The sequence below is a fragment of the Natrarchaeobius versutus genome, from assembly GCF_041205745.1.
Classification (GTDB): Archaea; Halobacteriota; Halobacteria; order Halobacteriales; family Natrialbaceae; genus Natrarchaeobius; species Natrarchaeobius versutus.
On sequence record NZ_JBGFCC010000010.1, the window covers coordinates 23,422 to 50,365 of the forward strand.

Here is a 26,944-nt window from a genome sequence, read left to right on the forward strand (position 1 = left end):
CCCGGTCCGCATGAGCGGGATTGTTAGCTGTCGAATCACCCGCTCCAGGAGAGGTACAGCCGTCTCGCGACGACGCCGATCCCGAAGTAGCCGACAATCGTCGTGATCAACTCACCGAAGACGGGTATCGCGGACAGGATGGCGAGGACGATGGCGCCGACCAGCGCCGTTCCGGCACCGACCGTTCCGCCGCCGCCGGTCAGGAGGTCGCCGATCCAGACGATCGTCACCGAGAGGCCGACGACGCCGACACAGAACAGGACGATTGCCCCAGGAATCGCGACGACCAACCCGATGATGGTGATCGCGAACAAAAAGAGCACGAGCGGGACGACGATCCCGGCCAGCAGTCCCCACAGGAGGGCACGGATCGGCTCCTCGTGGAGTTCGGTGACGGTCTCGCGGGCGTAGCGCGGCCCGATTCCGACCAGCACGACGCCGAGAATCGCGTAGATAACCAGCGAAACGAGAAATTGGAACCCGAACTCGAGGGCGAGTTCGGGTGTTCCCTGAGCGCTCGCGACGCCGGTGAGCCCCGGAATCGCGAGGAGGCCACTACAGGCGAGTGTGCGCGTGGAGGACATCAGTTGGATCTCGAACCAGTGACCTAAAGTCATTTCGTCGGACGCTTTCCGGCACGAAACGGCCACTCGAGTGACGACGCCCCGTGTCGTCGCCGGAGCGTCGCTTCAGGTCGAACGGTCGAGCGAGGGGCCGTGTGGTGATACTATGGTAATCGTCGTTGCGCGTCGTCGTATGGACGACACCGACGAGCACGCGGATAGTCCGCTCGAGCGCGAAGATCAAGAGATCGGCGCCGAAATCGCCGAAGACGCCGAATCGCTTCTCTCCGCATTACCCCACTACTATCGGGGCGAGGTTGCACAGGCGACCAACTCTCAGGATCGAATCGACCAGACGACGAACTGGGCGATAACCGCACTGGCCGCACTGCTGTCGGTCGTGTTCTCGAGTCCGGACATGCCGGCGTACCTCCTGCTCGTCGGCGTTTTGGTACTGTGCATCTTCCTTTGGTACGAGGTTCGCCGGTACCGGTTCTACGATCTATACCGATCGCGCGTGCGCTTCTTTCAGGAGAACGTCTTCGCGAACGCGCTGGAACCGACGGGCGTCGAACACCCGCGATGGCGCGAGGAGTTGGGCGAGGATCTCCGGTATCCAACGTTCAAGGTGACGATGCTCGAGGCATTGTCGCGACGTCTGCGGCGGATCTACGCACTGTTGTTCGTCGTACTCGGGTTCGCATGGACCGCGAAAGTGACGCTATTTACCCCGGAAGCGCAGTGGACCGAAGCCGCGGAGTTGCCCGGCGTTCACGGCGTCGTCGTCGCGATCCTGCTCGGCGCGTTCTACGTGTGCGTGTTCGCCGCCGCGAAGTGGCCACACAGTCGGCGGGCGAAAGGCGAGATATACGGCGAGGAGCCGGGAGAGTGGAAAGAAGAGTAGCTCGCGGTCGTCCGGCCATCGGGCATCCCGTCCGAAATACGTTATTCCGCTCGCACAAGTACTGGCAGACGAATGACCCGGCGGGTCGCCACCAGAGCGCGGAAGAGGGGCTTCACAGTCTCGCAAATCACGCCGGATTCGCGCTGTTGTGGTGGTGGATTCTCGTCTCCCTCCTTTTCGCGCCGGGATTTCTCGGCTCTCCGTGGATCGGTGTGCTCCTGTTTCTCGTCGGGTTGGCCGTCTGCTGGCAGGCCGCGAAGGCCTCGAGCGAGCGGACACTACAAGGCCGAGGCGAGAGCGCGGCGTCGTTCGAGCGACTCCTCGAGAGCGGTGCCGGCCACCGGAGAACACAAATATCGGACGAACGAATTGCGTTTCATGTCAGAACAGGAGTCGAAGATGGAAAAATTAACGCCGAACCTGATGGTAACAGACGTAGCCGAAACGGTCGAATTTTACGAGGACGTCCTCGGGTTCGAGGTCGTGATGGCCGTCTCCGAAACCGAAGACGAGATCCGCACGGACTGTCGCGGAGACGATGGGGTCGTCTATGCGCAGATGAAAAACGGCGGGGTCGAAATCATGGTTCAGAAATCGGAGAGTCTAAAAGACGACGTACCGGCGTTTGCGGATGCGTCCGTCGGTGGATCAGTTTGCCTGTACATCGAGACGGAGAACGTCGACGAGTTTTACGACGAGACGAAAGCCGACGTCGAGGTCGTGACAGCGCCCACGACCGCCTGGTACGGCATGCGCGAGTACTACATTCGGGACAACAACGGGTACGTTCTGGGCTTTGCCGAATAGCTATCGGAGTCATGATCGAATCGGAAGATTCCGAGGTCCAAACGTTCATCGAGGACGTCGTGGTGCGAGACGACGACACACCGGAGATCCTCGAGGCGGTTCGACGGACCGTCTTCGAGCACTATCCCGACGCCGACGAGCGAATGATGTACGGCGGGATCATGTTCTCGCTCGAGGAGGATTTCGGCGCGGTTTTCGTCCACACCCATCACGTGACGGTCGAATTTAGCTGAATCGAGGCGCTAAGCCCCCTTCCTCAGCGAGCGCCGAAGGCGCGAGCAGGGAGGGGATACAGCGCCGCACGGTTTTCATACACGATTCGATGGCAGGCCCACAGGCCCACGGAGTCGCAAATGTTTTTGCATAGAGTATATATTTTGCATACGATGAAACGGACCACAATTACTCTCCGAGAGGACCAACACGAGTGGGTTCAGGACAACCACCTGAATCTCTCGTCGTTCGTTCAAGAGAAACTCGACGAACTAATCGAGGAACGCGAGAGCTGATGTACTACGCCTACAAGTATCGCCTCGAGCCGTCTGACGCCCAACGCAAGGAGTTGGACCGCCACCGCGATATCTGTAGGCAACTATACAATCACACTCGCTATCGCCTCAACGAGTACCGAGAGAACCACGGCGAACTACCGTCCATGACCACGCTTCGGTCGGAGCTACCTGACCTCAAAAAGTGGTGGGACGACCTCAATGACGTGTACTCGAAAGTTCTTCAAACCGTCGTCGAACGACTGTTCGACAACCTCAGTAGCCTTTCTGCGCTCAAGCAAAACGGCTACGGAGTCGGCCAAATCAAGTGGAAGCCACCACGCGAGTTCCGCAGTTTCACGTACAACCAGTCTGGCTTCAAGCTCGACAAGAAGGGCGGTCAGACTGTCCTGTCACTCTCGAAACTCGCAGATATTCCGATCCGACTCCACCGAGAAATCCCCGACGACGCCGCACTCAAACAGGTCACGCTCAAGAAGGAACCGACGGGAGAGTGGTTCGCCACCTTTGGTGTCGAAGTTGACCGAGAGCTGCCGGAGAAACCCGACCGGCTGAAAAACGTTGTCGGGATCGACGTAGGCATCCTGAAGTACGCCCACGACACCGATGGTCACGCGGTCGAATCGGTTGACCTCTCGGACGAACGCGAACGGCTCGAGCGAGAGCAACGAAAACTCTCGCGCAAAGATCACGGCTCGAACAACTACGAGAAGCAACGCCGTCGCGTGGCCGAGTGTCACGCCGATCTGAAGAACAAGCGCCGAGACTTCCTTCACAAGCTCTCGAACTACTACGCTCGAGAGTACGATCTCGTCGCGGTCGAAGACCTTGACGCAAAAGGCTTGGTCGAACTTGACGGCAACTCTCGGAACCGTGCTGGAGCAGCGTGGGGGACGTTCCTTCAGATGCTCGAGTACAAGTGCGAACGCGAAGGAACGCGCTTCGTGGCCGTCGATCCGGCTGGAACGACCAAAGAGTGTGCGGCCTGCGGTGTGTCGAGCGAGAAACCGCTGTGGGTCCGCGAACACGCCTGTCCGTCGTGCGGGTTCACCGCCGATCGGGACTGGAACGCGGCCTGGAACATTCTTTCTCGCGGGATCAAGCAGGTAGGAGCGGGACGCTCCGAATCAACGCCTGTGGAGACTGCGCTCCCTACGGGAACCACCTCGGTTCCTGCAAAGCGCGTCGTGGAGGCAGGAAGCCCCACCCTCAAGGAGCGAACGGCGTCAGCCGTGAGCGAGTAGGGTGGGGTAGTTCACCGAGGGGCACCGTTTCGACGATCCCGACGAGTTACTGGAGGGAAGTGGGGAATCACGCCGCCACCTGAAATTCGAGTCGCTGGACGACGTCCAGAACGTGGATCTGGGGGTTTTCCTCGAGCAAGCGGCGGAGTGATACGGTCTACTGTACGTCAGTACCGTCGCACCCGGAGACGGGGCCGGGTGGGGCGATAAACAGTTACAGCAGTCCGTATGAGCCACTGCGTACGACGCCCTCGAGTGACCCGGCGTAGCGATCCCACCGTTTGTGAGACACGAATCACACCACATTGAGTGGAGATATCACATCTCACGAGACATAAAGTAGGCCACCCACTCACTGTACGTGTATGTCCTCCGCGGAGTCGGCCGCGAGTAATCTCACCGAGGGATCGCTCGTCCGACCGATGTTCATGCTGGCCTGGCCGCTCGTCGTGATTCAGTTGCTGCAAGTGGCCTACAACGTCGGCGACACCTTCTGGCTTGGCGCGCTCTCACCCGACGCGGTAGCTGCGGTGAGCCTCGCGTTCCCGCTTCTGTTCTTGATGATCGCACTCGGTGGCGGCTTTACGACCGCGGGTGCGATCCTCATCGCCCAGCACACGGGCGCCGAGAGCAACGAAGACGGCCTCATCGCCGGACAGACGCTCTCGTTCGTCTCGCTGGTCGCGATCTGTCTCGGCATCGTCGGCTTTTTCGCGACAGATCCGATGCTCGCACTTCTCCCTGCCCAGGGCGATACCGAAGCCGAGATTATTCCGCTGGCCGCCGACTACCTGCGGATCTTCTTCCTCGGGCTCCCGTTCGTCTTCGGCTTTTTCGTCTTCGTCGCACTCATGCGAGGCTTTGGCAACACCCGCGCACCGATGCGCGTGATGGCCGTCAGCGTCGTCATCAACCTCGTCATCGACCCGATTCTGATCTTCGGCGTCGGTCCGGTTCCCCGCCTCGAGGTCGCCGGCGCGGCGGTCGCGACCGTCATCTCTCGGGGTGTCGCGACCGGGCTGGGCTTCTATCTCCTCTACTACACCGACGTCGGCCCCGACATCCAGCCCGAACACCTCGAGCCGCGTCTCGAGTACGTCGCCGAGATTACGCGGCTGGGCGTCCCGACGTCGATCGAGCAGTCGATGACGGCACTCGCGTTGGTCGCGATGACGGCGATCGTCGTGACGTTCCCCCCGGCGGTCGTGGCGGCCTACGGACTGGGCAACCGGCTGATCTCGCTCGCGTTCCTCCCGGCGCTGGGGATGGGCCAGGCGATGGACTCGATCGTCGGCCAGAACCTCGGTGCGGACAAACCCGAGCGAGCGGAGCGGGCGACGTGGCTCGGTGTCGGCGTCGTCGGCTCGATCATGGCGGTCGCGGGGCTCGTCGCCTTCCTCTTTCCGGAGCCGTTCGTCTCGGTGTTCATGACGGCCGAGGAGGTCGGCCGCGCGGAGACGATCGCTCACGGCGTCGACTACCTCCGGATCGCGGCGTTCGCGTTCGTCTTCATGGGCGTCCTCCAGGTGATCCTGGGTGCGTTCCGTGGCGCCGGCAACACGAAGACGGCGCTGGTCTTCGCCGTCCTCGGCCTGTGGATCGCCCGACTGCCGATCACCGCCTACCTCGTCTTCGTCGCCGGCTGGGGCGAGACCGGCATCTGGCTCGGCGTCGTCGTCGGCGACCTCGTCGCCGCACTCACAGCGACCGCCTGGTTCACCCGTGGCACGTGGAAATCGTCGATACTCGACGACGGCGGCCGCGACGAGCCCGCCCCACCCGACGGCGAGTCGATCGCGGAGTAGTCTCCCTCGGTTTCGCCGAGCGACGACCACGGTTATTGCACTCGAGCGCGGACGTCCGACGTGGACGACCGACAGCCCGAACGGCGGTGTTCGCTCTGTCGAGCGCCGCTTTCAGACTCGACGAGCACGATCGAGACAGCGACGGGCACGCGGTTCTGTTCGACCGGCTGTCGGGACGTCGACGAGGCGCTTCCGGCTCGTTCGAGCGAGCGAACGAATTCGACAAACGACGAGTGCGGCGAGGAGACGGGAGACGGTCACCTCGAGCGAACCCACCTTCGGGTCGACGGAATGCACTCGGCGACCTGTGAGGCGTACCTCGAGTCGATCGCAGAGTCGACCGAGGGCGTCGAACGCGCCGAGGCGAGCTACGTCGCGCAAGCGCTGGCCGTCGATCACGATCCCGACCGAATCCCCGAGACCGAACTCGAGGGGGCGGTGAGTCGGCTCGGGTACACCGCCTACCGACGCGAGGAAGCCGACCTCGAGGATCGGCCGGCGGCTGGCGATACCGACGATCAGTCGACCGGCAGAACCCGTCGATCCCGGGAGATGAGCGGAGTTCGAAAGCGCCGGAGCGACGACGTCCTCGAGATGCGCTACGTCGCCGGCGTCGTCTTCGGTACGTTCCTCCTGGTCCCGTACGCGACGGTGTTTTACCCGGTCTACCTCTCGGCGTACTCGAGTCGCGGCGTGTTAGCTCACTACCAGCGCGCGTTCGCGTCCCTCGAGGGAGCCCTGTTTCTCCCGGTATTGTTCGTGCTGACCGGCGCGGTACTCCTGTTGACCGGTTGGCCCCTCCTCCGGGGAGCGTACGTCGGCTTGAAACTGCGCCAGCCGAACGCCCACCTGCTCGCCGCGCTCACGATCCTCGCCGCGTACGTCTACGGTACGTTCTCGCTCGCGATCGGGCGGATCGACGTCTATTACGATCTGACGATCGTCGTCGCCGCGCTGGTGATGGCCGCAGTCTTCGCCGACGCGATCGTCAAACGACGCTCGATGGACCAACTCGTCGATCTGACGGTTTCGCAGGTCGACGAGGCGCGGCGACTGGCAACGGACGGATCGACGCGGTCGGTTCCGGTCGGGAAACTCGAGGCCGGCGATCGAGTTCTCGTCCGCGAGGGGGAGCGGATGCCGATCGACGGTACCCTACTCGAGAGCGAGTGTACCGTCGACGAGGCGGTCGTGACGGGGGAGTCGTTACCGGTGTCGGTGGCCCCGGGCGAGGCCGTGGTCGGCGGCTCGCTCGTCGTCGACGGAAGTGCGGTGGTCGACGTAGGCGGAGCGCCGACGAGCCGCCTCGATCAGCTCACGGAGACCGTCTGGGACGTCCAGAGTGCAACCCACGGGATGACGCGCCACGGGAATGCGCTCGCGGCGAGGCTCGTGCCGGTCGTCCTCGGCGCGGCGGTCCTTGCGGGCGTCGTCCGGTATGCGGCCGGCGCGGGTGTGACCGGCGTCACGACCACGGTACTCCTGGCGGTCGTCGTCGCGAGCCCGTGGGCGCTCGCACTCGCCACGCCGGTCACGGTCGCCGCGAGCGTCCGCGAGTCGATCGATCGGGGGATCGTCGTCTTCGACGAGACCGTCTTCGAGCGGCTCCGCGACGTCGACGTCGTCGTCTTCGACAAGACCGGGACGCTCACGACCGGCGAGATGACCGTCCGCGAGGCCGACGCGCCGGAGGAGCTGTTAGCCGCGGCGGCGGCACTCGAGGGCCACTCGTCCCATCCGGTGGCCGAAGCGATCGCCGATGCCTTCGGCGGCGAGACCCCCGGTGGGGACGAGCGAACCAGGCGGGGGACGAACGGATCGACCCAGTTGAACGACGGCTCGAACGCCGACAGATCCGACGGGGCGGCTACCGGTGGAAGCGACGTCACACGGGCGACCGACGTTGGTGAGTTCCGGAGCCACGCGACCGGCGTCGAAGGGATCGTCGCGGACGAGCGAGTCGTCGTCGGTCACCCCGACCTCGTTCGAGAACGGACGGGCGGGCTCGAGCCCGTCCTGGAAGCGCGGATCGAACGGGCGCGAGAAAACGGTGGACTGCCGGTGGTCGTCGGCCGCGACGGCCGCGTCGAGGGACTGATCGTCGTCGGTGACGAGCCTCGGGGAGACTGGGAACGGACGGTGGCGAGCCTCTACGAACGTGGCGTCGACGTCGTCGTGTTGACCGGTGACGCCGAACCGGCGACCGAACGCTTCGAGGACCACCCCGGCGTCGATCACGTCTTCGCGGCAGTCCCTCCGAACGGAAAGACTGCCGCGATCGAACGGCTGAAAGGTGAAGGTCAGGTCGCAATGGTCGGCGACGGGACGAACGACGCACCAGCACTCGCGGAGGCAGATCTCGGCATCTCGCTGGGCGGCGGAACTGCGCTCGCGTCCGATGCGGCCGACCTCGCGATCGTCGACGAGGAACTCCGAACCGTCGAGCGTGCGTTCGACCTCGCGAGCGCCGCGCGCGGTCGGCTCAGACAGAATCTGGGACTGGCACTCGTCTACAACGCCGTCACGATCCCGCTCGCGGTCGCTGGTCTGTTGAATCCGCTGTTCGTGACGGCCGCCGCAGTCGTGAGCGCCACGTTCGTCGCCGGAAACGCATCGAGAGCGCTCGTCGACCGTTGAGTGTGTGGCATGGACAGAGCGCTCACTCCTCGAGCAACGCCCACTCGTCGGGGCGTCGCACCTCGACGAGTTCGCGCCGTTGCATCTCCGAGAGAACCTCAGGTATCCGGTTGGGCTGGGCGATTTCCATCTCGATTCGCTCGATACTGTGGTACTCGGCGAGGAAGTGACGGATCTCGTCCTGGGAGAACGTCTCCTGGTCGGCTCGCTCCATCGCGCCAGTGATCAGGTCGATCATGTCCTCGATGAAGTTCCAGGGGTAGACGATCCAGGTCCACTCCTCTAACCGTTCGCCGACGTAGTCCGGTTCGAACTCGCTGGTCTGGAGGAGTTGAAGCGTCGCGGTGCGGACCTCGTCTGCGCCGCGGTCGTCGACGTACTCGTCGGCGCGCTCGATCGAGCCGCCGGTGTCGGCGATATCGTCGATGATGAGGACGTCTTTCCCCTCGACGCTTCCCTCCGGCATCGGGTAGCGAACCGTCGGCTCGCCGGTCTTCTCGGCGGTACCGACGTAGTGTTCCATCTTCAGGCTCGTCAGATCGTCCATCCCGAGGAAATCACAGAGGCATCGACCCGCAAACCAGCCGCCACGGGCCAGCGCGACGATGACGTCCGGTTCGAACTCGTCGTGACGAACCTCGTCGCTGACGTCCCGACACAGGCTGTAAATGTACTCCCAGTTGGTAATCGTACAATCGAAATCGTCCGGTAACTCGGACACTGGTGGCCACCTACTCGAGTGAGGGTGCGCCACCATCATAAGTGGGCTGAATAGCCGTCACCGCCGGAACGGATTGTCGTCCGATAATGACCCATAGCTATAACCATCAGAACGCAGAACGGTAAGGGGATGCCTTCCACGCGGGACTACGAGTACCTCCTCGAGTGCGAGAACGTGATCGGCGTCGACTACGACGAGGACGACCACCGGGTGACGGTGTTCGTCTCGCAGAAGCGTCCTCGAAGCGTTCTCGGCGACGCGGACGACGTCGAGACACGCCTTACGGACGCGGGCGACGACGTCGCCGTACGCGTCGTCGACGTGGGCTACGGCGAGACCAAAGAGGGGTTCGACGCCCTGTCGATCCTCGAGCCGGTTCCGGAAGCCGCCCACGGCCGTCAGGAACGCCACCGACCCATCCCTGCGGGTGTCAGCGAGATCAACGCGAACTCGACGGCCGGGACCGGCGGGCCGTACCCGGCTCGAGTCGCGGAGGCGGCCGGCGCGAACGGCGCCTGGGCCGACGACGTCGAACCGGGCGACCTCGTCCGGCTGTCGAACAACCACGTCTACGCACGATCGGACGCCGCCGACTTCGGCGAGGCGATCCGCCAGCCGTCGCCGGAGGACAGCGGCGGACCCGACGACGAAGTCGGCGAACTCGTCGGATACGTCCCCATCGAGGACGGTGCGCTCGTCGACGTCGCCGCGCGGTCCGTCGACCGGGAGCAGGAGTCGGAATCCTACTACGAACTCGAGGAGTCGTGGCCGACCGGCGTTCGCCGCGAGGGGTACGACGACCTCCGCGGGGAGACGGTCACGAAGACCGGCCGAACGACGGCCGTCACGAGCGCCGAGGTGGAGGCCACGAGCGCGAGCGTCCGCGTCGACTTCGGCGAGCGGGGCTCCATCTTATTCCGCGACCAGCTCGTCACTGGCTACATGTCCGAACCCGGAGACAGCGGCTCGCCGGTCTTCCTCGAGGACGGCGAACTCGTCGGATTGCTGTTCGCCGGCTCCGCCGAACAGACGATTTGCAACCGGATCGCGACCGTCGAGGCCGAACTCGGGGTGGAGGTGCTGGCGGCCGAACCCGACGACGGTACAAGCGACGAACGGGGAAGCGGCGAACGGAGAGGCGACGAGTCCGCGGACGTGCCGGTCTACGCGACCGCGATGGACCACACCGTCTCCGTCGACCTCGAGGCGCCCGAGCCGACGCTCGAGTCTCTCGAGTTCGCCGACGAGATCCGGCGGGCGAGACCGTCGAGATGACCGCGACGATCACGGGCGAACCAGGCGAATACTGGCTCACCGTCGGCGACGAGCGGACGACGGTGACGATCGACGACGGGGCCGGTGACGGCGGGCGAGCCGCGGCGACGCTCTCCGTTCGGGTTCCGGCGGAGACGAGCGACTCGTTCGCGGTCGACGTTCGCGGCGGTCCGGTCGGACGCCTCGAGTAGCTCCGATCGTCACTCTTCTCGACTCGGCACCGGTCGCCGATCCTCTGTCGATCGGTCACCCGCGGAGATCGGTTATCGGGCCCACGTTTTGCTCGTCTGTTTCGCGCGGGATACCTCGACCTTCGGCGACAGGATCGTCCCCGTGCTCGTTGATTGCCGTGTCAAGCCGAACCGGTCGGACGGGCGGCTTCGTTTCGACTCGAGACAACGAGATAACTATTTATAACTCGATCATACAACCTAGTTATCGATGGCGAAGACGCAGATCGCAGCGGCTCGAGACGGCACCGTTACCGAGGAGATACAACGCGTCGCGGAACGCGAGAACCGCGATCCGGAGTTCGTCCGTGAACAGGTCGCCCAGGGGCAGGCCGTCATCCCGGCGAACCGGAACCACGACGCGCTGGACGCGATGATCATCGGCCGCGAGTTCTCGACGAAGGTCAACGCCAACATCGGCAACAGCGAGACCACGAGCGACCTCGAGACCGAACTCGAGAAGCTCCACACGGCCGTCCACTACGGCGCGGACACGGTGATGGACCTCGGAACCGGCGGCGACTTAGACGAGATTCGCGAGACGCACGTCGAGCACTCGCCGATACCCATCGGGACGGTGCCGCTGTACGAGGCCGTCAAGCAGGCAGAGAATCCGGAGGATATCACGACGGATCTGTTGCTCGAGGTCATCGAGAAACAAGCCGAACAGGGCGTCGACTACATGACGATCCACGCCGGTATCCTCGCGGAACACCTCCCGCTGACCGACGGTCGCAAGACCGGCATCGTCTCGCGGGGCGGCTCGATCATGGCGAAGTGGATGGAAGAAAACGGCGATCAGAACCCGCTATTTCAGGTCTACGACGAAATCTGTGAGATCTTCGCCGAACACGACGTCACGTTCAGCCTCGGCGACAGCCTGCGGCCGGGCTCGCTGGCCGACGCCTGCGACGAGGCCCAGTACGCCGAACTCGACACGCTGGGCGAACTCACGCGCCGCGCCTGGGAGTACGACGTCCAGGTGATGGTCGAGGGGCCCGGCCACGTCCCGATGCACAAGGTCGCGGAGAACGTCGAACGCCAGCAGGAGGTTTGCGACGGCGCACCGTTCTACGTCCTTGGTCCACTCGTGACCGACGTCGCGCCCGGCTACGACCACATCACGAGCGCAATCGGCGCCGCGATGGCCGCCCAGGCCGGCGCGGCGATGCTCTGTTACGTGACGCCGAAAGAACACCTCGGCCTCCCCGACGAGGAGGACGTCCGCGACGGCCTCGCGGCCTACCGGATCGCCGCCCACTCCGGCGACGTGGCCAACGGCCGACCGGGCGCTCGAGACTGGGACGACGCCCTCTCGGAGGCCCGATACACCTTCGACTGGCGCGAGCAGTTCAACCTCGCGCTCGACCCCGACCGCGCCCGGAACTATCACGACCAGACCCTGCCCGGAGACAACTACAAGGAGGCCCGCTTTTGCTCGATGTGTGGCGTCGAGTTCTGTTCGATGCGGATCGACCAGGACGCCCGCGACGTCGCGGACGGCGAAATGAAACACCTCGAGACGAAAACGGACCTCGAGGCCTCGGCCGCGGCGGAGGTGAACCTACCGCCGGTCGGCACGCACGATACGAGTGCGACGTCCGACGGCGGGTTGGACGACGACCCGGGCGAGGACGTGCCACTCGAGAGTCCGAGCGACGACTGATCGCGCTCGCGAGTCCGTCTCGTCGGCACCCGAACGTGAGAAAAGGTTAACAGGATCCTCCCTCGAGAAGTCGATATGCAACGGCGCGCCCTCCACGCCGCCATCGCGGTCGCCGTCGGAATCGCTCACGCCACTCTCCTCGTCGGCGTTGCACTCAGGCTGGGGTACGACACCGGCCCGACGCTCGCCGCGCCCCTCGAGTCGATCGTCCGCTACGGCGGCCTGATCGCGCTGGGTGCGGTCCCGGTTTGGCTCGCCCTCGAGGACCGACTCGTCGTCCCGCTGGTCGTCGTCGGCGTGCTGGTGGGACTGGCGCTTTACTGGGAACTCACGCCGCCGGCACCGACGTTCCAGGACGTGGCAGAGATCGAACCCGCGATCGACGAACCGACCGGCCACACCGTCGTCAGCGACGGGCTGTACCTCACACACTACGTGTCCGCCTGGTACGCGTGGCTCGCGGGCGCGGTCCTCGCCGGATTCTGGGAACACGTCGTTCGCGCGCGGACCAGGTGGCTTCCCGATCCGGCCCACAACCTCCCGATTCCGAGCGATCGACGTGGAGCAGGGATACTCGCCGTGATTGCCGGTCTCGTCCACACCCTCGCGTCGCTGGGAATCGCCAGTAGCTGGGGAATGACCGGACCATCTGGGATATACGTCTGGGGCGCACTCGGCGGCGTGGTCGCGTTCGCCGTCCCCACGTACTTGCTACTTCGCCACGACCTGGCCCTGCCGACGGCCGTCGCGGTCGTCCTGTTCGTCAACAGCGTCCACTCCCAGCAGTACGTGAGCGGTCCGGGCGATCCCCACGTCCTGTACGTCGGCGCGTGGTTCGTCTTCCTGGGAATCGCCCTGTTCGTCGGCGCGCTCGAGTACGGCCTCGACCGGCTGTGGACGCAGTGGTCGGGGGGCTCGAGCGCGACGGCGTAGCCACTCCCCTCGAGGGCTGTGGTCCCCTCTCACGACCCAGTTTGCGAGCCCTCGAGCGGAAGATACTTATCTGACTGACCAGTTAGTCAGCAGTGTGATCGGCCGATCGACTCGCTCGTTCTCGAGGGCGACGTTCCGTCTCGGAGGTAGTGAATGACGGTTCGAGAGCACCTGCGCAGAATCTTCTCCTCGGAGTGGGAACCGGATCTGACCTCCGGTGGGATCGTTCGCCCACTTCTGTACCTGTCGATCCCGCTGATCGTCACGAACGTCCTCCAGACGGCGTACAACATCGCTGATACGTTCTGGCTCGGTCGGTACGGGACGACCGAACTCGCGGCGATCAGCTTCGCCTTTCCGCTCGTCTTCCTGTTGATCTCGGTCGCGATGGGGCTGTCGGTGGCGGGAAGCATCCTCGTCGCCCAGTACGTCGGCGCCGGCCGGGAGGCCGAAGCGGAGTACGCGGCCTCCCAGACGGTCACGTTCTCGATTCTGGGTTCGCTGGTACTCGGCGTCGGCGGCTACTTCGTCGTCGAAGATCTGCTCGCGCTGTTCGGGGCCGAGCCCGCGGTCGTGGCGGCCGCGGCGGAGTACATGCGGATCTACTCGCTCGGGCTGGTGTTCGTCTTCGGCTTCTTCGTGTTCGTCTCGCTCATGCGTGGCTACGGCGATACGGTGACACCGATGCTCATCATGTTCGTCTCGGTGACGATCAACATCGTCCTCGATCCGTTGTTGATCTTCGGCGTCGGTGCGTTCCCCGAACTCGGGATCGCCGGCGCGGCGTACGCGACCATCTTCTCGCGGGGCGTGACGCTCGTCCTCGGGCTCTGGATCATGTTCGCCGGCTACCGCGGCGTGCGAATCCGACTCTCCCAGCTGACGCCCGATCTCTCGTTCGGGTGGAAACTCGTCAGGCTCGGCTTCCCGGCGTCGTTCGAGGGCGCCAGCCGAGCGCTGTCGATCAACCTCCTGTTGGTCATCGTCGCGTTGTTCTCGACGCCGGTCATCGCGGCCTACGGGATCGGCACGCGAATCCTCTCGGTGATCGTCCTCCCCGCGATCGCACTCTCACAGGGCGTCGAGACGATGACCGGACAGAACGTCGGCGCGGGCAACCCTGACCGCGCCGCGGCGGCGAACCGCGTCGCCGCGATCGCTCTGTTCGTCACGCTCACGGCGATCGGTCTGCTCTCGACGCTGATCGCGGAGCCGTTGGTCGCCGTCTTCACGACCGATCCCGCCGTGATCGACGCCGGCGCGACGTTTCTCTACTACGTCGCGCCGACGTTCGGTCTCTTCGGCGCCATGTACGTCTACATGGGCGGCTTCCGCGGTGCCGGGATGACCTCGAGCGCCGCGGCGCTCGTCATCCTCGCGTTCGGCGTCGTCCAGCTCCCCGTCGCCTGGATCGCAGCAGGTGCGATCGGACCGACGGGGATCTGGCTCTCCTTCGCCGTCTCCCACCTGGTCGGCGCGGTCGTCGCCGTGGCCTGGTTCCAGCGGGGAACGTGGCGTGGCGGCGATCTCGCGTCGGACGGGCGTCTCGAGTCGCCGAGCGCTGACGTGCCGAGCGACGACTAACGCCGATTCGGCCGCTCGAGTCGCCGTCCGTCCGCCGCCCGCTTTCGAGCGGAGTGAAAAGAGCGAAGGGCGTTCCGTTTCATCACCGCGTATGCATACGACTCGGATCGTCCAGGTCGACGCGTTCACCGACGAGCCGTGTACCGGCAACCCTGCGGGTGTCGTCCCCGACGCTGACGGACTCTCCGAAAGCCAGATGCAGGCGATCGCCGACGAGATGGCCGTCAGCGAGACGGCCTTCCTGCGGGAAAGCGACGGGGCCGACTACCGAATCCGCTACTTCACGCCGAGCCAGGAGGTCGACCTCTGTGGACACGCGACGATCGGCTCGTTTGCACACCTCCACGAGGAGGGCCTCGAGCCGGGGACGACGACCCTCGAGACGAACGTCGGCGTCCTCGAGATCGACGTCGCCGAAAACGGCACGGTCTGGATGACCCAGGACGCGCCAGACGTCCGCGAGGTCGAGGTCGGCTACGGCCGGGTCGCAGACGCGCTCGGCGTCGATCGGGCCGCCCTCGAGGGTGCCAGCGCCGACCTGCCGCTAGCGGTGGCGTCGACCGGACTCCCCTTCCTGATCGCGCCGATTACGTACCTCTCGGACGTCGGGAGCGCGCGACCGGATATGGCCGCACTCGCGGAACTCGCCGACGCCGTCGATGCCACCGGCGTCTACCTCTTCTCATTCGACGCGCTCGAGGCCGAGTCGACCCTGCACGGGCGGATGTTCGCACCCGGTGCCGGCGTTCCGGAGGATCCCGTGACGGGGACGGCAAGCGGTGCGGTCTGTGCGTACCTCGATCACTTCGGCGCGTTCGACGACGAGACGCCCGAGGAGATGCGCCTCGAGCAGGGCCACTACGTCGATCGGCCGGGCGTCGTCCGCGTTCGCCTCGAGCCGTCGGTCCGCGTCGGCGGCCGCGGCGTCACCGTCCTCGACGGCTCGCTCGTCGTCCCCGAGGATGACGAAGACGAGATACTCGAGGCGTGATAGTCGAAGCCGGATCGGACGACGTTCTCGATTGCAGGTGGGTCGCGGTCCGGTGGGCAATTCCGCTCAGAGCTGTGGTCCCTGTTCCCACCAGATCTCGAGGTCGCGAAACGCGAGCCACTCATCCTTGCGCTGGGCGCCCCAGCTTCCGCCGTAGTAGATGTTCCACCACAGCGAGCGAACGCCGAGGAACTTCGCGTCCTCGTCGCGGTACATGACGTCGTCTCTCTCGTAGGCGAACTCGCCGTCGATCCAGACCCGAAGGGTTCCGTCCCTCTCGCCGGGCGTGTTCATCTCGACGTACTGGTCGACCTGGTGCCACGCGTCGAATCCCGGCTCGAGTGGACCGCCACCGACGGCGTCCGTGTAGTCCCCCGAGTTCGATCCGTCGTCTCCGCCGGCCTCGTAGCCGTCGCCGCCGTCGTAGTGAGACAGGATCGTATAGAGTCCCGGCGCATCCGCCGTCGCCCAGCTGTGCGTCGGTTTGACGGTGTTCATTCGTGCCGTCCAGCCGTCTCTGTCTTCGTCGCGTGGGTTGCGTCCACCCCACGCGGCGCCGTGCTCGCGATCCGAGAGCCCCGGAAGTTTCGAGCCGCCGACGCTCGATTGCTCGTAAAATTCGAACTCCGGCGGGTGGTAGACGTGATACCGGACGTGGGCGTTTTCGACCGTCTCCTGGCCGACGAAATCCTCGACGTAGTAGCGCCAGGAAGCGCCGTACGTCTCGCCGATCTCCGGAATGCCGATTCGAAGCACCTTCCCGTCGTCGACCGGATCGTCGATGATCTCGTGGTACCCCTCCCAGTCTTCACCCTCGTCTCGAATGTGGGCGTCGTCGTCGAATGCCACGTACACGTATCCGTCGTCGGTCCGCGTGACGTACGGAATATCGTTTCCGTCGTCGTCCCCACCGGTTTCGTCGTCTCCCGTGTGATCGGTCCGTTCGCCGTCGACGACGACCGCCAGTTCGTCGCCGACGATACCGACGTAGCCACCCTCCTCGCCGGTGGCCTCGAGCATCTCCGCCGTGTCCTCGTATGTCGGAACGCTCAGTGCATCCAGCGTCTCGAGTCGGCCGACGGTCGCCTCGTCGGCCTCGAACGCGCCGACGCCTCTCGTCGCCAGGTTCCACTCGGTCCCGTCTCCGTCGTAGACGGCGCCGGTATCGGTGGCGATGAACGTCGCCGCAGGGTGTGGTTCGTACTCGAAGCGGGCGTGTTCAGAATCACGAACGACGAGGCGCTCCTCGATCGTCGCCATGTCGGGCGCGTGCGTCCAGTCGGTGTCGCCCCGTTCGTACCTGTGGAGTTCGTGATTCGGCGTCTTCTCCACCACTCGATCTCACCACACCGTTGTCGACCGGGTCGATTGTAGGTCACACGTCCTCCTCGATCGTCTCCGTCGGTGAAACGTCCCTTCCATGACTACGATTATTTCAAACGACAATATATTATTTTTACGCACATCTATAATCGCCGTGAGTCGTCCACCCGATTCGGAGCCGCGACGGCCCAACGTGACGTCATCGAACGTGAAAATATACGGAACGTGACAGACAGCCGTTCGCCTCCACCCGGTCGGCAAACATCGCCGCCCTCGCTGGATTCTCATTCGTTCGCGAGTACCGATTTCCGGGGGTCGTTCGCAACCTTCTTTATTCACTCTCATGTCCACGCAAGTAGAGATGGCTGTACTCTGGCTGGACGAGATCGGTGCCGGCGACCTCGAGACGGTCGGCGGGAAAGGTGCTTCCCTGGGAGAACTTACGGGTGCGGGTCTACCCGTCCCGCCGGGATTCGTCGTGACCGCCGGCACGTATCGATCGTTCATCGAGGAGGCCGGCATCGACGACGAACTGTTCGCCGCCGTCGACGTCGACGCCGACGACTCGAGCGCCCTCGCCGAGGCCGCCGACCGGGCACAGGAACTAATCCTCGAGACGCCGTTTCCCGACGACCTCCGGGAGGAGATCCTCGCCGCGTACGACGAGGTAGGGACGGACGCCGGCGACGACTCCGCGGACGACGGTGGGGCGTTCGTCGCCGTCCGTTCGTCGGCCACCGCGGAGGACCTTCCGGACGCCTCCTTCGCCGGCCAGCAGGAGACGTTTCTCAACGTGACCGGGGACCGGTTGCTCGAGCGCGTCCGCGAGTGCTGGGCGTCGCTTTTCACCCAGCGGGCGATCTACTACCGCCAGGAGCAGGGGTTCGACCACTCGACGGTCAACATCGCCGTCGTCGTCCAGCAGATGGTCGACGCCGAGAAATCCGGCGTGATGTTCACCAGCCACCCCTCGACCGGCGATCCGACGATGATCATCGAGGCGGCGTGGGGCCTCGGTGAGGCCGTCGTCTCCGGCGCCGTCTCGCCGGACAACTACGTCCTCGACCGCGAGGACCGATCGGTCGACGTCACCGTCGCCGAAAAGAAGGTGATGCACGTAAAGGACGCGGAGACGGGAGAAACCGTCGAACGAGCGGTTCCCGAGGACAGGCGAAACGAACGCGTTATCGACGAAGACGAGATCGGCACGCTCGTCGACCTCGGAGAACGCGTCGAGGACCACTACGGCGAGCCCCAGGACGTCGAGTGGGCGATGGTCGATGGCGACGTGTTCATGCTCCAGTCGCGCCCGATCACCACGATCGACGAGACCGACCAGGGCGCCAGCACTGTCTCCGATCCACTCGAGGGTGCGGACGATCCGGTCGCCGGCGTCACCGACGGAAGCGGGGGCGTCCAGTCGACACAGGGGAGCGACGCCTCGGCTTCCGACGCCGACGCCGGCGAAATCGTCGTCGACGGGCTCGGCTCGAGTCCCGGCATCGTCAGCGGGCCGGCGAAGATCGTCACCAAGCTCGACGACCTGGCCAAGGTCAGCGAAGGCGACGTCATCGTCACCGAGATGACGATGCCCGACATGGTGCCCGCGATGAAACGCGCTTCGGGGATCGTCACCGACGAGGGCGGGATGACCAGCCACGCCGCGATCGTCTCGCGTGAACTCGGCGTCCCCGCCATCGTCGGGACGACCAACGCGACGACCGTCCTGGATGATGGCCAGGTCGTCACGCTCGACGGGGAACGCGGGGCCGTCCTCGAGGGAGCCGAGGTCGAACCCGAAGAGGAGACCGAACCCGTCGAAGAAGTCCGTCCGCAGTCGCCGGTCAAGCCGATGACGGCGACGGAGGTGAAAGTCAACGTCTCGATCCCCGAAGCCGCCGAACGCGCGGCCGCAACCGGCGCCGACGGCGTCGGACTCCTGCGGACCGAGCACATGATCCTCTCGCTGAACCAGACCCCCGAGAAGTTCATCGAAGAAAACGGCGCCGACGCCTACACGAACGAACTCGTCCAGGGGATCCGAAGCGTCGCCGACGAGTTCTATCCCCGCCCCGTTCGCGTCCGCACGCTCGACGCCCCGACCGACGAGTTCCGCGAACTCGAGGGCGGCGCCGACGAACCCGCCGAACACAACCCGATGCTCGGCTACCGCGGCATCCGGCGGTCGCTCGACCGGACCGACGTCTTCGCCCACGAACTCGAGGCGTTCCGGCGACTGTACGAGATGGGCTACGACAACGTCGAAATCATGCTCCCGCTGGTCAACGACGCGGAGGACGTCCACCTCGCCAAACGACAGCTGACCGAAGCGGGCATCGACCCCGACAAACGAAAGTGGGGCGTCATGATCGAAACGCCGGCGGCGGCGCTCTGTGCCGAGGAACTGGCTGCGACGGGTATCGACTTCGCCTCCTTCGGGACGAACGACCTCACCCAATATACGCTCGCAGTCGATCGCAACAACGAACACGTCGCCGACCGCTTCGACGAACTCCACCCCGGCGTCTTGCGGCTGATCGGGAACGTCATCGAGACCTGTCGCGAACACGACGTCGACACGAGTATCTGCGGCCAGGCCGGCTCGAAACCCGACATGGTCAACTTCCTCGTCAACGAAGGCGTCAGTTCGATCTCCGCGAACATCGACGCCGTCCGCGACGTCCAACACGAAGTCAAACGGGTCGAACAGAAGCTGTTGCTCGAGTCGGTCCGCTGACGGACGCCGTTCGGGTTCGTCCACCGACACTTCTCAACTGCCCGTTTTCTCGACGCGGTACCAGCTCCCGTCCCAGCTGAAGGCGTACTCGAGGATCGATCTGAGCGTCAAGACGCCGAATGCGGGGTAGAGGAGGGGGATGCAGACGAAACTCCACCCGAAACCGTCGATCCGCCCGTCCAGAAGGTCTCGCAACGCGACGAGGCCAACCGTCGCGATCAGCAGGGAAAACGGGAGAAGAAGCGCCGACTCGAGGCCGAGGACGAGCAACAGGAGCAGTTTCGAGACGAGCAAGAGCGTCACCAGACTGCCCAGCAGGCTCGAGCACATGCGACCGATCGAGATCAGTCCGCGGACGCCGACGGTGCCCCGAGGGAGTTCCCGGAGGGTGGCGTGTAGCACTTCGATCTGGCCCACGCGCCAGCGTTTTCGCTGGCCCCAGAGATCCGCTACGGTGTGTGGCGCTTCCATCGTGTTAGTACAGTTGCGCGCCTGCCTCACGTCGAGCCCTTCGCGATAGCAGGCGTGGGCGAAGTCGAGGTCCTCGGTGAGCACGTCGTCGTAGCCGCCGACGCGGTCGAACGTCTCGCGCGTGAACGCCGTCGAGGAACTCCGACAGTTGGTGAATCCGAACAGCTCGACGAGCTTGTAGCTCGCGTGAAAGACGACCCGCTCGCAGTAGGCGATCGTCTCGACGGTTCCCGTGGGACGTGGCACCCGCCGTCCCTGGAAGACGTTCGCGCCGTCGAGCAGTTGCCCCATCGCGATCGGCAGGAACTCCGGCGCGATCCACTCGTCGGCGTCGAAGACGGCGAAATAGTCGCTGTCGGCCGTCTCGACCGCGTGGTTGATCGCGCCCGCTTTCGACCCGGGCCGGTCGTTGACCAGGCACTCGACACCCTCGAACGAACTCGCCAGTTCGCGGGCTCGCAACAGCGTCGCCTCGTCGTCCGGCTCGGCGACGACGACGGTCCTCAGGTTCTCGTACTCGCTCGAGGCGAGACTCTCGACGCTCGTCTCCATCACCTCGTGATCCCGATAGACGGGGACGATCGCCGTCAGTGGCGGACCGTCGACGACCGGTTCGAACGCCCCTCGTGATCGCCACACCTCCGCCAGTAACAGCGCACCGGTGAGGCCGACGAACAGCGTAAACACGACGACGGCGGATAGCGCCTCGAGAACGACGAACCGGACGGTGACGACGAGGAAATCGATCGTCATCGCGTGTATCTTGGTCCCCTGAAGCAATCCAACGACCAGGAGCACGGCGACCCCGAGAACGGTTCCACCGCGCTCGAGAAGTCGCGATATCGATCGAGTCATCGCCGAACGTTTCAATCGAGTTTCTATCAATTTTTTCGTGCTGACAACCAGCGGCCGAACCGATCGTAATCGCAAACGCAACGCATAAACGCCCGACCGTCAAGAGACGTGACATGAAGATCGAGCCGCAAGCGTTCGACCGGGTCCTCTCGTCGATGTGTACGAAACCCCACCCGGTGGCGCGCGAGGCGGCCGAACGGTTTCTCGCGACGAATCCCGGCGATCCCCGCACCTACCCGGCCGTCGCCGCCCTCGAGGAGAAAGCGATCGCGTTGCTCGGCGAGATCGCCGGCCTCGAGGACCCCGCCGGCTACGTCGCCAGCGGTGGGACGGAAGCGAACATCCAGGCGGTGCGGATTGCCCGCGAGCGCGCCGGCTCGAGGCGACCGAACGTCGTCGTGCCCGAGTCGGGACACTTCAGCTTTCAGAAGGCCGCCGACCTCCTCGGCGTCGAACTCCGCGTGGTTCCAACTGACGACCGACACCGCGCAAATCTCGAGGCAGTCCGTTCCTGTGTCGACGACGATACTGCACTCGTCGTCGGCGTCGCGGGCACCACGGAGTACGGTCGCGTCGATCCGATCCCCGAACTGGGCGAGATCGCCAAGTCGGTCGACGCGCTGTTGCACGTCGACGCCGCCTGGGGCGGGTTCGTCCTGCCGTTTACCGACGACGACTGGCACTTCGGTCACGCTCCGGTCGACACGATGGCGATCGATCCCCACAAGATGGGCCAGGCCGCGGTCCCCGCGGGCGGATTGCTCGTCCGAGACTCCGATCTCCTCGACGAACTCGCCGTCGACACGCCCTATCTCGAGTCGACGTCGCAGGCGACGCTCACCGGCACCCGATCGGGCGCGGGCGTCGCGAGCGCCGTCGCGGCGATGGAGGAACTGTGGCCCACGGGCTACCGGAGCCAGTACGTGCGATCGCAGAACAACGCCGAATGGCTCGCAGACGCCCTCGAGAAGCGGGGGTATGAGGTCGTCGATCCGACGCTCCCGCTCGTCGCGGCCGACGTTCCGGAGTCGACGTTCGACGCGTTACGAGCGGAGGGGTGGCGCATCTCCCGGACCGCCACAGGCGAGACTCGGGTCGTCTGTATGCCCCACGTCACCCGGGAGATGCTCGCCTCGTTCGTCACCGACCTGGACCGACTCGAGGTCCGCGCGAGCGTGCCGATTCCGAGCGACGACTGAGAATCGTATTCGACGGTCGACTGACGACCGCGTGAGACGCCGACTGCGACCGCGTCCGACAACTGCCCATCGTCTCGTCGCCGACCGCGTTTTTCCGGACCATCGAACCGGTTTTCCGATCGACACCAGTTTATCGTCGCGCCCTCGAGTGTGGTATATGGCGATCGACCGGATCGACGTCGCGGCGTTCGTCGGGTTCGCGGCGTTGGCGGTCGCGGCAACGACACTCGAGGGAACCGTCGTCGCCGCGGCGGCCGGCGGGCTCTTGCTCTCGGTTTCGATCTGGCGGCTGTACGGCGGTCGGCCGTGGGAGGCCATCGGCTGGCTCGCCTGGGTTGGCGCGGCGGTCACTCTCGTGGTGGATCTCGCCGGAGTGACGTTCCTGGTCGCGTTCGGCGGGTTCGTACTCGTCGGCGGCGCGCTTCTCGTGGGCAGTCGACTCGGCGTTCTCATCGACGTCTGGAGCGTCGACGGTTCGGCCGAGAACTAACCTGCGACTCGACTGTCGCTCGTGAAGGCCGATCACTCCCCGAGCCACTCCGCGAACGGCCCGGTGAGGAACTCGAGGTAGTCGAGAACCCCGAGAGCGAGCGCGACGAGCAAGACCAGAACGACCGGAATTCGCACGGCCCAGATCCAGGCGGTGCCGTAGCCGCCGAGGTCGCCGATACCGAGCGACAGTTCTTCGACCGCGAGATCAGAGAGAATCCAGCCGACGAGAATCGCCAACAGGAGTCCGCCGAGCACCAGCAGGATCTGGTCGGCAAACAGATCGAACAGATCGAGCAAGACGAGATCGTACGCCGAGGGGACCCCGAGTACGAACATTCCGCCGCCGATGGCGAGTGCGGCCACTCGCCGGTCGACCTCGAGTTCGTCGACGGCGTAGGAGACGACGACCTCCATCAGACTGATCGCACTCGAGAGGGCGGCGATGGCGACGGTGCCGAAGAAGACGGTGCCGATCAGCCACCCGAGCGTGAGGTCGCCGAAGGCGGCCGCAAGCGAGACGAAGATCGCCCCGGCGCCCGGATCGCCGGGGTCGACGCCGGCCGTAAAGAGGATGGGAAAGACGATTAGCCCGGTGATGAACGCGATGGCGGTGTCGAAGCCGATGACGATCGCGCCGTCCTCGGCGAGGTTGCGCTCCTCGCCCAGGTAGGAGGCGTAGGTGATCATCACACCCATGCCGAGCGAGAGCGTAAAGAAGGCCTGGCCGGCCGCCGCGGGGAGGATGCTCGTCCAGTTCGCGGCGATCACGCCCAGATCCGGCGAGAGGTAGTACGCGTAGGCGTCACCCGCACCCTCGAGCGTCGCCGCGTAGGCCGCCAGCCCGACGGCGATGACGATGATCGCGGGGACCATCACTTTCACCGCGAGTTCGATGCCGCGTTTGATCCCCGCGGCGACGATGAGGACGACGGCGCCCATGAAGACGGCGTGGAGGAAGATTGCGTCGAGGCCGCTGGCCAGGCTGACGAACTGGGCTTCGGCCTCACCGGCGTCGGCAAGATAGCCGTCCTGGAGTCCGAGAATCGTATACCGGATCGTCCAGCCCGCGACGACGCTGTAGTACGAAAGGATGACGAAGCCCGTCGCGATGAAGATCCAGCCGACGTAGCGCCACGCACCGGTACCAATTTCGCGGAGCGCGCCGACCGGGTTGCGCTCGGTGTAGCGGCCCACGACGAACTCGACGAGCATCGCGGGGAAGCCGACGGCGAGGATGAAAAGGAGATACATCACCAGAAAGGCGGCACCGCCCTCCTGTCCGACCTGGAACGGGAACCGCCAGATGTTTCCCAGGCCGACCGCGCTACCGACCGCGGCGAATATGAACCCGATCCGCGTCGCCCACGTCTCCCGAGGTATCTCGACCGAACTCATGACGTGCGAACGCACGCCCCACGCCAAAACCACCCGTGACTGTCGCCGGGGGTAATTTCCGTTTTCCTGGTCTAGTCCGACGATACTTCCGCCGCCGTACTCGTCGGAAACGATTTCGGCCACACTCTCGGAGTACAGTCACCGGTCCCCCAGACGCCCGCACTGGCTTCCCTCGAATGCACAACAGTTATTCCGCTCGGTCGACCACCCTGTGGTACGTATGGCACCTCGAGGCGTCCGCCGCCCGCACTCGATGCGCCCATAGCGACTGTTCTGCACGGCGGAGGCGCCGAAACTCACCCGGTCATACGGGCCTACGCGGCGTCGAAACCCTGCACGCTGTCTCCGAACCGACGGAGCGACGACCATCGCTCGAGAACCGACTCGCGATCGAAAACCGGCGGGTTTTACGCCCGCCACCGACACCACACGCATATGAGCACCGACGAGTTTCCGACGGACCGCCCCGCGGTCGTGACCTGCGGGTTGCCCTACGCCAACGGCGACCTCCACATCGGTCACCTCCGCGGATACATCGGCGCGGACGCCTTTTCGCGCGCCCTCGAGACGCTCGGCCAGCAGACGGCGTACGTCTCCGGCTCCGACATGCACGGCACGCCGGTCGCCGTCAACGCCGAGAAACAGGGCGTCGACCCCGCCGAGTTCGCACTCGAGTGGCACGAACAGTACGAGGAGACGTTCCCCAAGTTCAACGTCGAGTTCGACAACTACGGCCACACCCACGACGAGACCAACACCGAACTCACCCGAGAGATCGTCCGCAAACTGGACGAGAACGGCTACGTCTACGAGGACGAGGTCGTCGTCGCCTACGATCCAAAGGCCGACGACTACCTCCCCGACCGCTACGTCGAGGGAATCTGTCCCTACTGTGGCGCGAAAGCCCGCGGCGACGAGTGTGACGAGGGCTGTCAGCGCCACTTAGAGCCGGGTGAGATCGAGAACCCGACGAGCGTCCGCACGGGCAACCCCGCGGAGTACCGCGAGCGCACCCACAAGTTCTTCCGCGTCTCCGAGTTCGCCGACTACCTCACCGAGTTCTTGGACGACTTAGAGGGGACCTCGAACGCGCGCAACCAGCCCCGCCAGTGGATCGAAGAGGGGCTTCAGGACTGGTGTCTCACCCGCGACATGGAGTGGGGGATCGACTATCCCGGCGAGGAAGACGAAGACATCGTCCTCTACGTCTGGGTCGACGCGCCGATCGAGTACGTCTCCTCGACGAAGCAGTACTCCGAACGCGTCGGCACAGACGAGTACGACTGGGAGGAGGTCTGGACGGGCGAGGGCGAAATCGTCCACGTCATCGGCCGCGACATCATCCAGCATCACACGATCTTCTGGCCCGCGATGCTCGAGGCCGCAGAGTACAACGCGCCCCGCGGCGTCGCCGCGACCGGCTTCATCACCATCAACGGGAAGGGGCTCTCGACCAGCCGCAACCGGGCGATCTGGGCGAAAGAGTACCTCGAGGAGGGATTCCATCCCGACCTGCTTCGGTACTATTTGACGACCACCGGCGGCCTCCAGCAGGACGTCGACTTCTCCTGGGACGCCTTCCAGGAGAAGGTCAACGGCGAACTCGTCGGGACGGTCGGCAACTTCTGGTACCGCTCGCTTCTCTTTGCTTACCGCAACTACGAGGGGACGCCGGAGGCGGACGTCTCCGAGGAGGTCGAAGAGCGCATCGAGGGGGCCATCGGCGAGGTTCGAGAAAGCGTCAACGACTACTCGCTTCGTGGCATCGGTCAGGCGGCCGTCCGCTTAGCGCAGTTCGGCAACGAGTACATCCAGCGCAACGAACCCTGGAAGCTCACCGACGAGGATCCCGAGGCGGCCGCACAGGTCATCCGCGACTGCGTCCAGATCGCCAAAGCCGTCGCCGTCCTGCTCGAGCCGATCACGCCCGACAAATCCCAGGCGCTGTGGGAGCAGATCGGCGAGGACGGCACCGTCGCCGACGCCCACCTCGAGGACGCGTTGGCGGCGCCGCCGCGAAACTTCGCGGAACCCGGTGAACTCTTCGAGAAGATCGAAGACGACCGCGTCGACGAACTCACCGAGAAACTCGAGGAGCGCGTCGAAGCGGCGACAGACGACGAGGACGACGCGGACGGAGACGAAGCGAAAACCGAAAGCGACGACACCCCATCGAACGAAGCCGAGGACATGACGGACGCTGACACCGACGACCTCGAGCCCTTACTCGAAGAGCGCATCGGCTTCGAGGAGTTCCAGGACGTAGACATCCGCGTCGGCCGCATCGAAACCGCCGAGGGAATCGACGGCGCTGACGACCTCGCGCGCCTCGAGGTCGACATCGGCTTCGAGACCCGACAGGTCGTCGCCGGCATCAAACAGCTCCACGACCTCGAGGAACTCCCCGGCGAGAAGTGCATCCTGCTCGCGAACATGGAGCCCGCCGAACTGTTCGGCGTCGAGTCCAACGGGATGATCCTCGCCGCCGGAGACCAGGCTGACCTGCTGACGACCCACGACGACGCCGCGATCGGCGAGAAGATCCGGTAGCCACGCGTCCGCATCGAGTCACTCGAGCGGGCCGACGACGTTTCGCTCGCGAG

The 26,944-nt window shown here is 64.9% G+C and carries 22 protein-coding genes; 17 read left to right on the forward strand and 5 right to left on the reverse strand.

The window, feature by feature from the left end; translation table 11 throughout:
* Positions 1–35: 35 nt before the first annotated feature.
* The gene (locus tag AB7C87_RS19770; protein ID WP_369731232.1) at positions 36–584 is read right to left on the reverse strand and encodes a DUF8173 domain-containing protein; all 549 of its coding nucleotides are present in this window, start codon (positions 582–584) and stop codon (positions 36–38) included.
* Positions 585–756: 172 nt separating this feature from the next.
* Here AB7C87_RS19770 and AB7C87_RS19775 point away from each other — a divergent pair, with 172 nt between their 5' ends.
* The 7 genes from AB7C87_RS19775 (at position 757) to AB7C87_RS19805 (ending at position 8,469) form a co-directional block, all read left to right on the forward strand.
* A complete protein-coding gene (locus AB7C87_RS19775) occupies positions 757–1,467 on the forward strand; it encodes a DUF2270 domain-containing protein (protein ID WP_369731233.1) in 711 nt (236 codons plus the stop codon).
* A gap of 423 nt (positions 1,468–1,890) precedes the next feature.
* On the forward strand, positions 1,891–2,274 hold the full coding sequence (locus tag AB7C87_RS19780; RefSeq protein WP_369731234.1) for a VOC family protein: 384 nt from the start codon (positions 1,891–1,893) through the stop codon (positions 2,272–2,274).
* Between the two features lie 11 nt (positions 2,275–2,285).
* Positions 2,286–2,507 (forward strand): hypothetical protein, encoded by a 222-nt coding sequence (locus AB7C87_RS19785; RefSeq protein ID WP_369731235.1) that lies wholly within the window; start codon positions 2,286–2,288, stop codon positions 2,505–2,507.
* 153 nt (positions 2,508–2,660) lie between these two features.
* The gene (locus tag AB7C87_RS19790; protein WP_005578727.1) at positions 2,661–2,783 is read left to right on the forward strand and encodes a hypothetical protein; all 123 of its coding nucleotides are present in this window, start codon (positions 2,661–2,663) and stop codon (positions 2,781–2,783) included.
* Positions 2,783–4,027 carry an RNA-guided endonuclease InsQ/TnpB family protein gene (locus AB7C87_RS19795; protein WP_369731236.1) on the forward strand — a complete coding sequence of 415 codons (1,245 nt, stop codon included), beginning with the start codon at positions 2,783–2,785 and terminating at the stop codon, positions 4,025–4,027. The genes AB7C87_RS19790 and AB7C87_RS19795 overlap by 1 nt, the downstream gene beginning before the upstream one ends.
* Positions 4,028–4,392: 365 nt before the next feature.
* Positions 4,393–5,832 carry an MATE family efflux transporter gene (locus tag AB7C87_RS19800; protein ID WP_369731237.1) on the forward strand — a complete coding sequence of 480 codons (1,440 nt, stop codon included), beginning with the start codon at positions 4,393–4,395 and terminating at the stop codon, positions 5,830–5,832.
* A gap of 60 nt (positions 5,833–5,892) precedes the next feature.
* Entirely contained in the window at positions 5,893–8,469 is a 2,577-nt protein-coding gene (locus AB7C87_RS19805; protein ID WP_369731238.1) for a heavy metal translocating P-type ATPase, read from the forward strand.
* 22 nt (positions 8,470–8,491) lie between these two features.
* Here the strand turns inward: AB7C87_RS19805 and AB7C87_RS19810 are convergent, their stop codons facing one another.
* On the reverse strand, positions 8,492–9,190 hold the full coding sequence (locus tag AB7C87_RS19810; protein ID WP_369731239.1) for a phosphoribosyltransferase: 699 nt from the start codon (positions 9,188–9,190) through the stop codon (positions 8,492–8,494).
* A gap of 129 nt (positions 9,191–9,319) precedes the next feature.
* Here AB7C87_RS19810 and AB7C87_RS19815 point away from each other — a divergent pair, with 129 nt between their 5' ends.
* The 6 genes from AB7C87_RS19815 to AB7C87_RS19840 all read left to right on the forward strand — a co-directional run bounded on the left by AB7C87_RS19815 (position 9,320) and on the right by AB7C87_RS19840 (position 15,869).
* Complete coding sequence (locus AB7C87_RS19815) at positions 9,320–10,465, forward strand: trypsin-like serine protease (RefSeq protein ID WP_369731240.1); 1,146 nt, start codon at positions 9,320–9,322, stop codon at positions 10,463–10,465.
* Positions 10,462–10,656: a hypothetical protein gene (locus tag AB7C87_RS19820; RefSeq protein WP_369731241.1), complete on the forward strand. Its 195-nt coding sequence runs from the start codon at positions 10,462–10,464 to the stop codon at positions 10,654–10,656. The genes AB7C87_RS19815 and AB7C87_RS19820 overlap by 4 nt, the downstream gene beginning before the upstream one ends.
* A 250-nt stretch (positions 10,657–10,906) precedes the next feature.
* Entirely contained in the window at positions 10,907–12,361 is a 1,455-nt protein-coding gene (gene thiC, locus AB7C87_RS19825) for a phosphomethylpyrimidine synthase ThiC (protein ID WP_369731242.1), read from the forward strand.
* Positions 12,362–12,436: 75 nt separating this feature from the next.
* Positions 12,437–13,294: a hypothetical protein gene (locus tag AB7C87_RS19830; RefSeq protein ID WP_369731243.1), complete on the forward strand. Its 858-nt coding sequence runs from the start codon at positions 12,437–12,439 to the stop codon at positions 13,292–13,294.
* Between the two features lie 153 nt (positions 13,295–13,447).
* A complete protein-coding gene (locus tag AB7C87_RS19835; protein WP_369731244.1) occupies positions 13,448–14,878 on the forward strand; it encodes an MATE family efflux transporter in 1,431 nt (476 codons plus the stop codon).
* Positions 14,879–14,969: 91 nt separating this feature from the next.
* Positions 14,970–15,869: a PhzF family phenazine biosynthesis protein gene (locus tag AB7C87_RS19840; protein ID WP_369731245.1), complete on the forward strand. Its 900-nt coding sequence runs from the start codon at positions 14,970–14,972 to the stop codon at positions 15,867–15,869.
* Between the two features lie 66 nt (positions 15,870–15,935).
* Here the strand turns inward: AB7C87_RS19840 and AB7C87_RS19845 are convergent, their stop codons facing one another.
* Positions 15,936–17,201 carry a polysaccharide lyase gene (locus AB7C87_RS19845; RefSeq protein ID WP_369731246.1) on the reverse strand — a complete coding sequence of 422 codons (1,266 nt, stop codon included), beginning with the start codon at positions 17,199–17,201 and terminating at the stop codon, positions 15,936–15,938.
* Between the two features lie 352 nt (positions 17,202–17,553).
* Between AB7C87_RS19845 and ppsA the strand changes: the two genes are divergently transcribed.
* Positions 17,554–19,929, forward strand: a complete 2,376-nt coding sequence (gene ppsA, locus AB7C87_RS19850; protein WP_369731247.1) for a phosphoenolpyruvate synthase — start codon at positions 17,554–17,556, stop codon at positions 19,927–19,929.
* A 33-nt stretch (positions 19,930–19,962) separates the two neighbouring features.
* Here ppsA and AB7C87_RS19855 read toward each other — a convergent pair whose 3' ends face one another.
* Positions 19,963–21,255: a glycosyltransferase family 2 protein gene (locus AB7C87_RS19855; RefSeq protein ID WP_369731248.1), complete on the reverse strand. Its 1,293-nt coding sequence runs from the start codon at positions 21,253–21,255 to the stop codon at positions 19,963–19,965.
* Positions 21,256–21,368: 113 nt separating this feature from the next.
* On the opposite strand from AB7C87_RS19855, the gene mfnA reads away from it, so the two are divergent.
* A complete protein-coding gene (mfnA, locus tag AB7C87_RS19860; RefSeq protein WP_369731249.1) occupies positions 21,369–22,454 on the forward strand; it encodes a tyrosine decarboxylase MfnA in 1,086 nt (361 codons plus the stop codon).
* 157 nt (positions 22,455–22,611) lie between these two features.
* Positions 22,612–22,944, forward strand: coding sequence for a hypothetical protein (locus AB7C87_RS19865; protein ID WP_369731250.1), 333 nt, complete (start codon positions 22,612–22,614; stop codon positions 22,942–22,944).
* Between the two features lie 32 nt (positions 22,945–22,976).
* Here AB7C87_RS19865 and AB7C87_RS19870 read toward each other — a convergent pair whose 3' ends face one another.
* The gene (locus AB7C87_RS19870) at positions 22,977–24,341 is read right to left on the reverse strand and encodes a sodium-dependent transporter (RefSeq protein ID WP_369731251.1); all 1,365 of its coding nucleotides are present in this window, start codon (positions 24,339–24,341) and stop codon (positions 22,977–22,979) included.
* Between the two features lie 435 nt (positions 24,342–24,776).
* On the opposite strand from AB7C87_RS19870, the gene metG reads away from it, so the two are divergent.
* Complete coding sequence (gene metG / locus AB7C87_RS19875; RefSeq protein ID WP_369731252.1) at positions 24,777–26,891, forward strand: methionine--tRNA ligase; 2,115 nt, start codon at positions 24,777–24,779, stop codon at positions 26,889–26,891.
* Positions 26,892–26,944: the final 53 nt, after the last annotated feature.

What these genes read in the sequence shown, in the direction of transcription:
- AB7C87_RS19865 (WP_369731250.1), top strand. Translation starts at nt 22,612, where the DNA reads ATGGCGATCGACCGGATCGACGTCGCGGCGTTCGTCGGGTTCGCGGCG.
- metG (WP_369731252.1), top strand. Translation starts at nt 24,777, where the DNA reads ATGAGCACCGACGAGTTTCCGACGGACCGCCCCGCGGTCGTGACCTGC.
- AB7C87_RS19775 (WP_369731233.1), top strand. Translation starts at nt 757, where the DNA reads ATGGACGACACCGACGAGCACGCGGATAGTCCGCTCGAGCGCGAAGAT.
- AB7C87_RS19785 (WP_369731235.1), top strand. Translation starts at nt 2,286, where the DNA reads ATGATCGAATCGGAAGATTCCGAGGTCCAAACGTTCATCGAGGACGTC.
- AB7C87_RS19820 (WP_369731241.1), top strand. Translation starts at nt 10,462, where the DNA reads ATGACCGCGACGATCACGGGCGAACCAGGCGAATACTGGCTCACCGTC.
- mfnA (WP_369731249.1), top strand. Translation starts at nt 21,369, where the DNA reads ATGAAGATCGAGCCGCAAGCGTTCGACCGGGTCCTCTCGTCGATGTGT.
- thiC (WP_369731242.1), top strand. Translation starts at nt 10,907, where the DNA reads ATGGCGAAGACGCAGATCGCAGCGGCTCGAGACGGCACCGTTACCGAG.
- AB7C87_RS19800 (WP_369731237.1), top strand. Translation starts at nt 4,393, where the DNA reads ATGTCCTCCGCGGAGTCGGCCGCGAGTAATCTCACCGAGGGATCGCTC.
- AB7C87_RS19790 (WP_005578727.1), top strand. Translation starts at nt 2,661, where the DNA reads ATGAAACGGACCACAATTACTCTCCGAGAGGACCAACACGAGTGGGTT.
- AB7C87_RS19870 (WP_369731251.1), bottom strand. Translation starts at nt 24,341, where the DNA reads ATGAGTTCGGTCGAGATACCTCGGGAGACGTGGGCGACGCGGATCGGG.
- AB7C87_RS19770 (WP_369731232.1), bottom strand. Translation starts at nt 584, where the DNA reads ATGTCCTCCACGCGCACACTCGCCTGTAGTGGCCTCCTCGCGATTCCG.
- AB7C87_RS19835 (WP_369731244.1), top strand. Translation starts at nt 13,448, where the DNA reads ATGACGGTTCGAGAGCACCTGCGCAGAATCTTCTCCTCGGAGTGGGAA.
- AB7C87_RS19815 (WP_369731240.1), top strand. Translation starts at nt 9,320, where the DNA reads ATGCCTTCCACGCGGGACTACGAGTACCTCCTCGAGTGCGAGAACGTG.
- ppsA (WP_369731247.1), top strand. Translation starts at nt 17,554, where the DNA reads ATGGCTGTACTCTGGCTGGACGAGATCGGTGCCGGCGACCTCGAGACG.
- AB7C87_RS19795 (WP_369731236.1), top strand. Translation starts at nt 2,783, where the DNA reads ATGTACTACGCCTACAAGTATCGCCTCGAGCCGTCTGACGCCCAACGC.
- AB7C87_RS19830 (WP_369731243.1), top strand. Translation starts at nt 12,437, where the DNA reads ATGCAACGGCGCGCCCTCCACGCCGCCATCGCGGTCGCCGTCGGAATC.
- AB7C87_RS19855 (WP_369731248.1), bottom strand. Translation starts at nt 21,255, where the DNA reads ATGACTCGATCGATATCGCGACTTCTCGAGCGCGGTGGAACCGTTCTC.
- AB7C87_RS19840 (WP_369731245.1), top strand. Translation starts at nt 14,970, where the DNA reads ATGCATACGACTCGGATCGTCCAGGTCGACGCGTTCACCGACGAGCCG.
- AB7C87_RS19780 (WP_369731234.1), top strand. Translation starts at nt 1,891, where the DNA reads ATGGTAACAGACGTAGCCGAAACGGTCGAATTTTACGAGGACGTCCTC.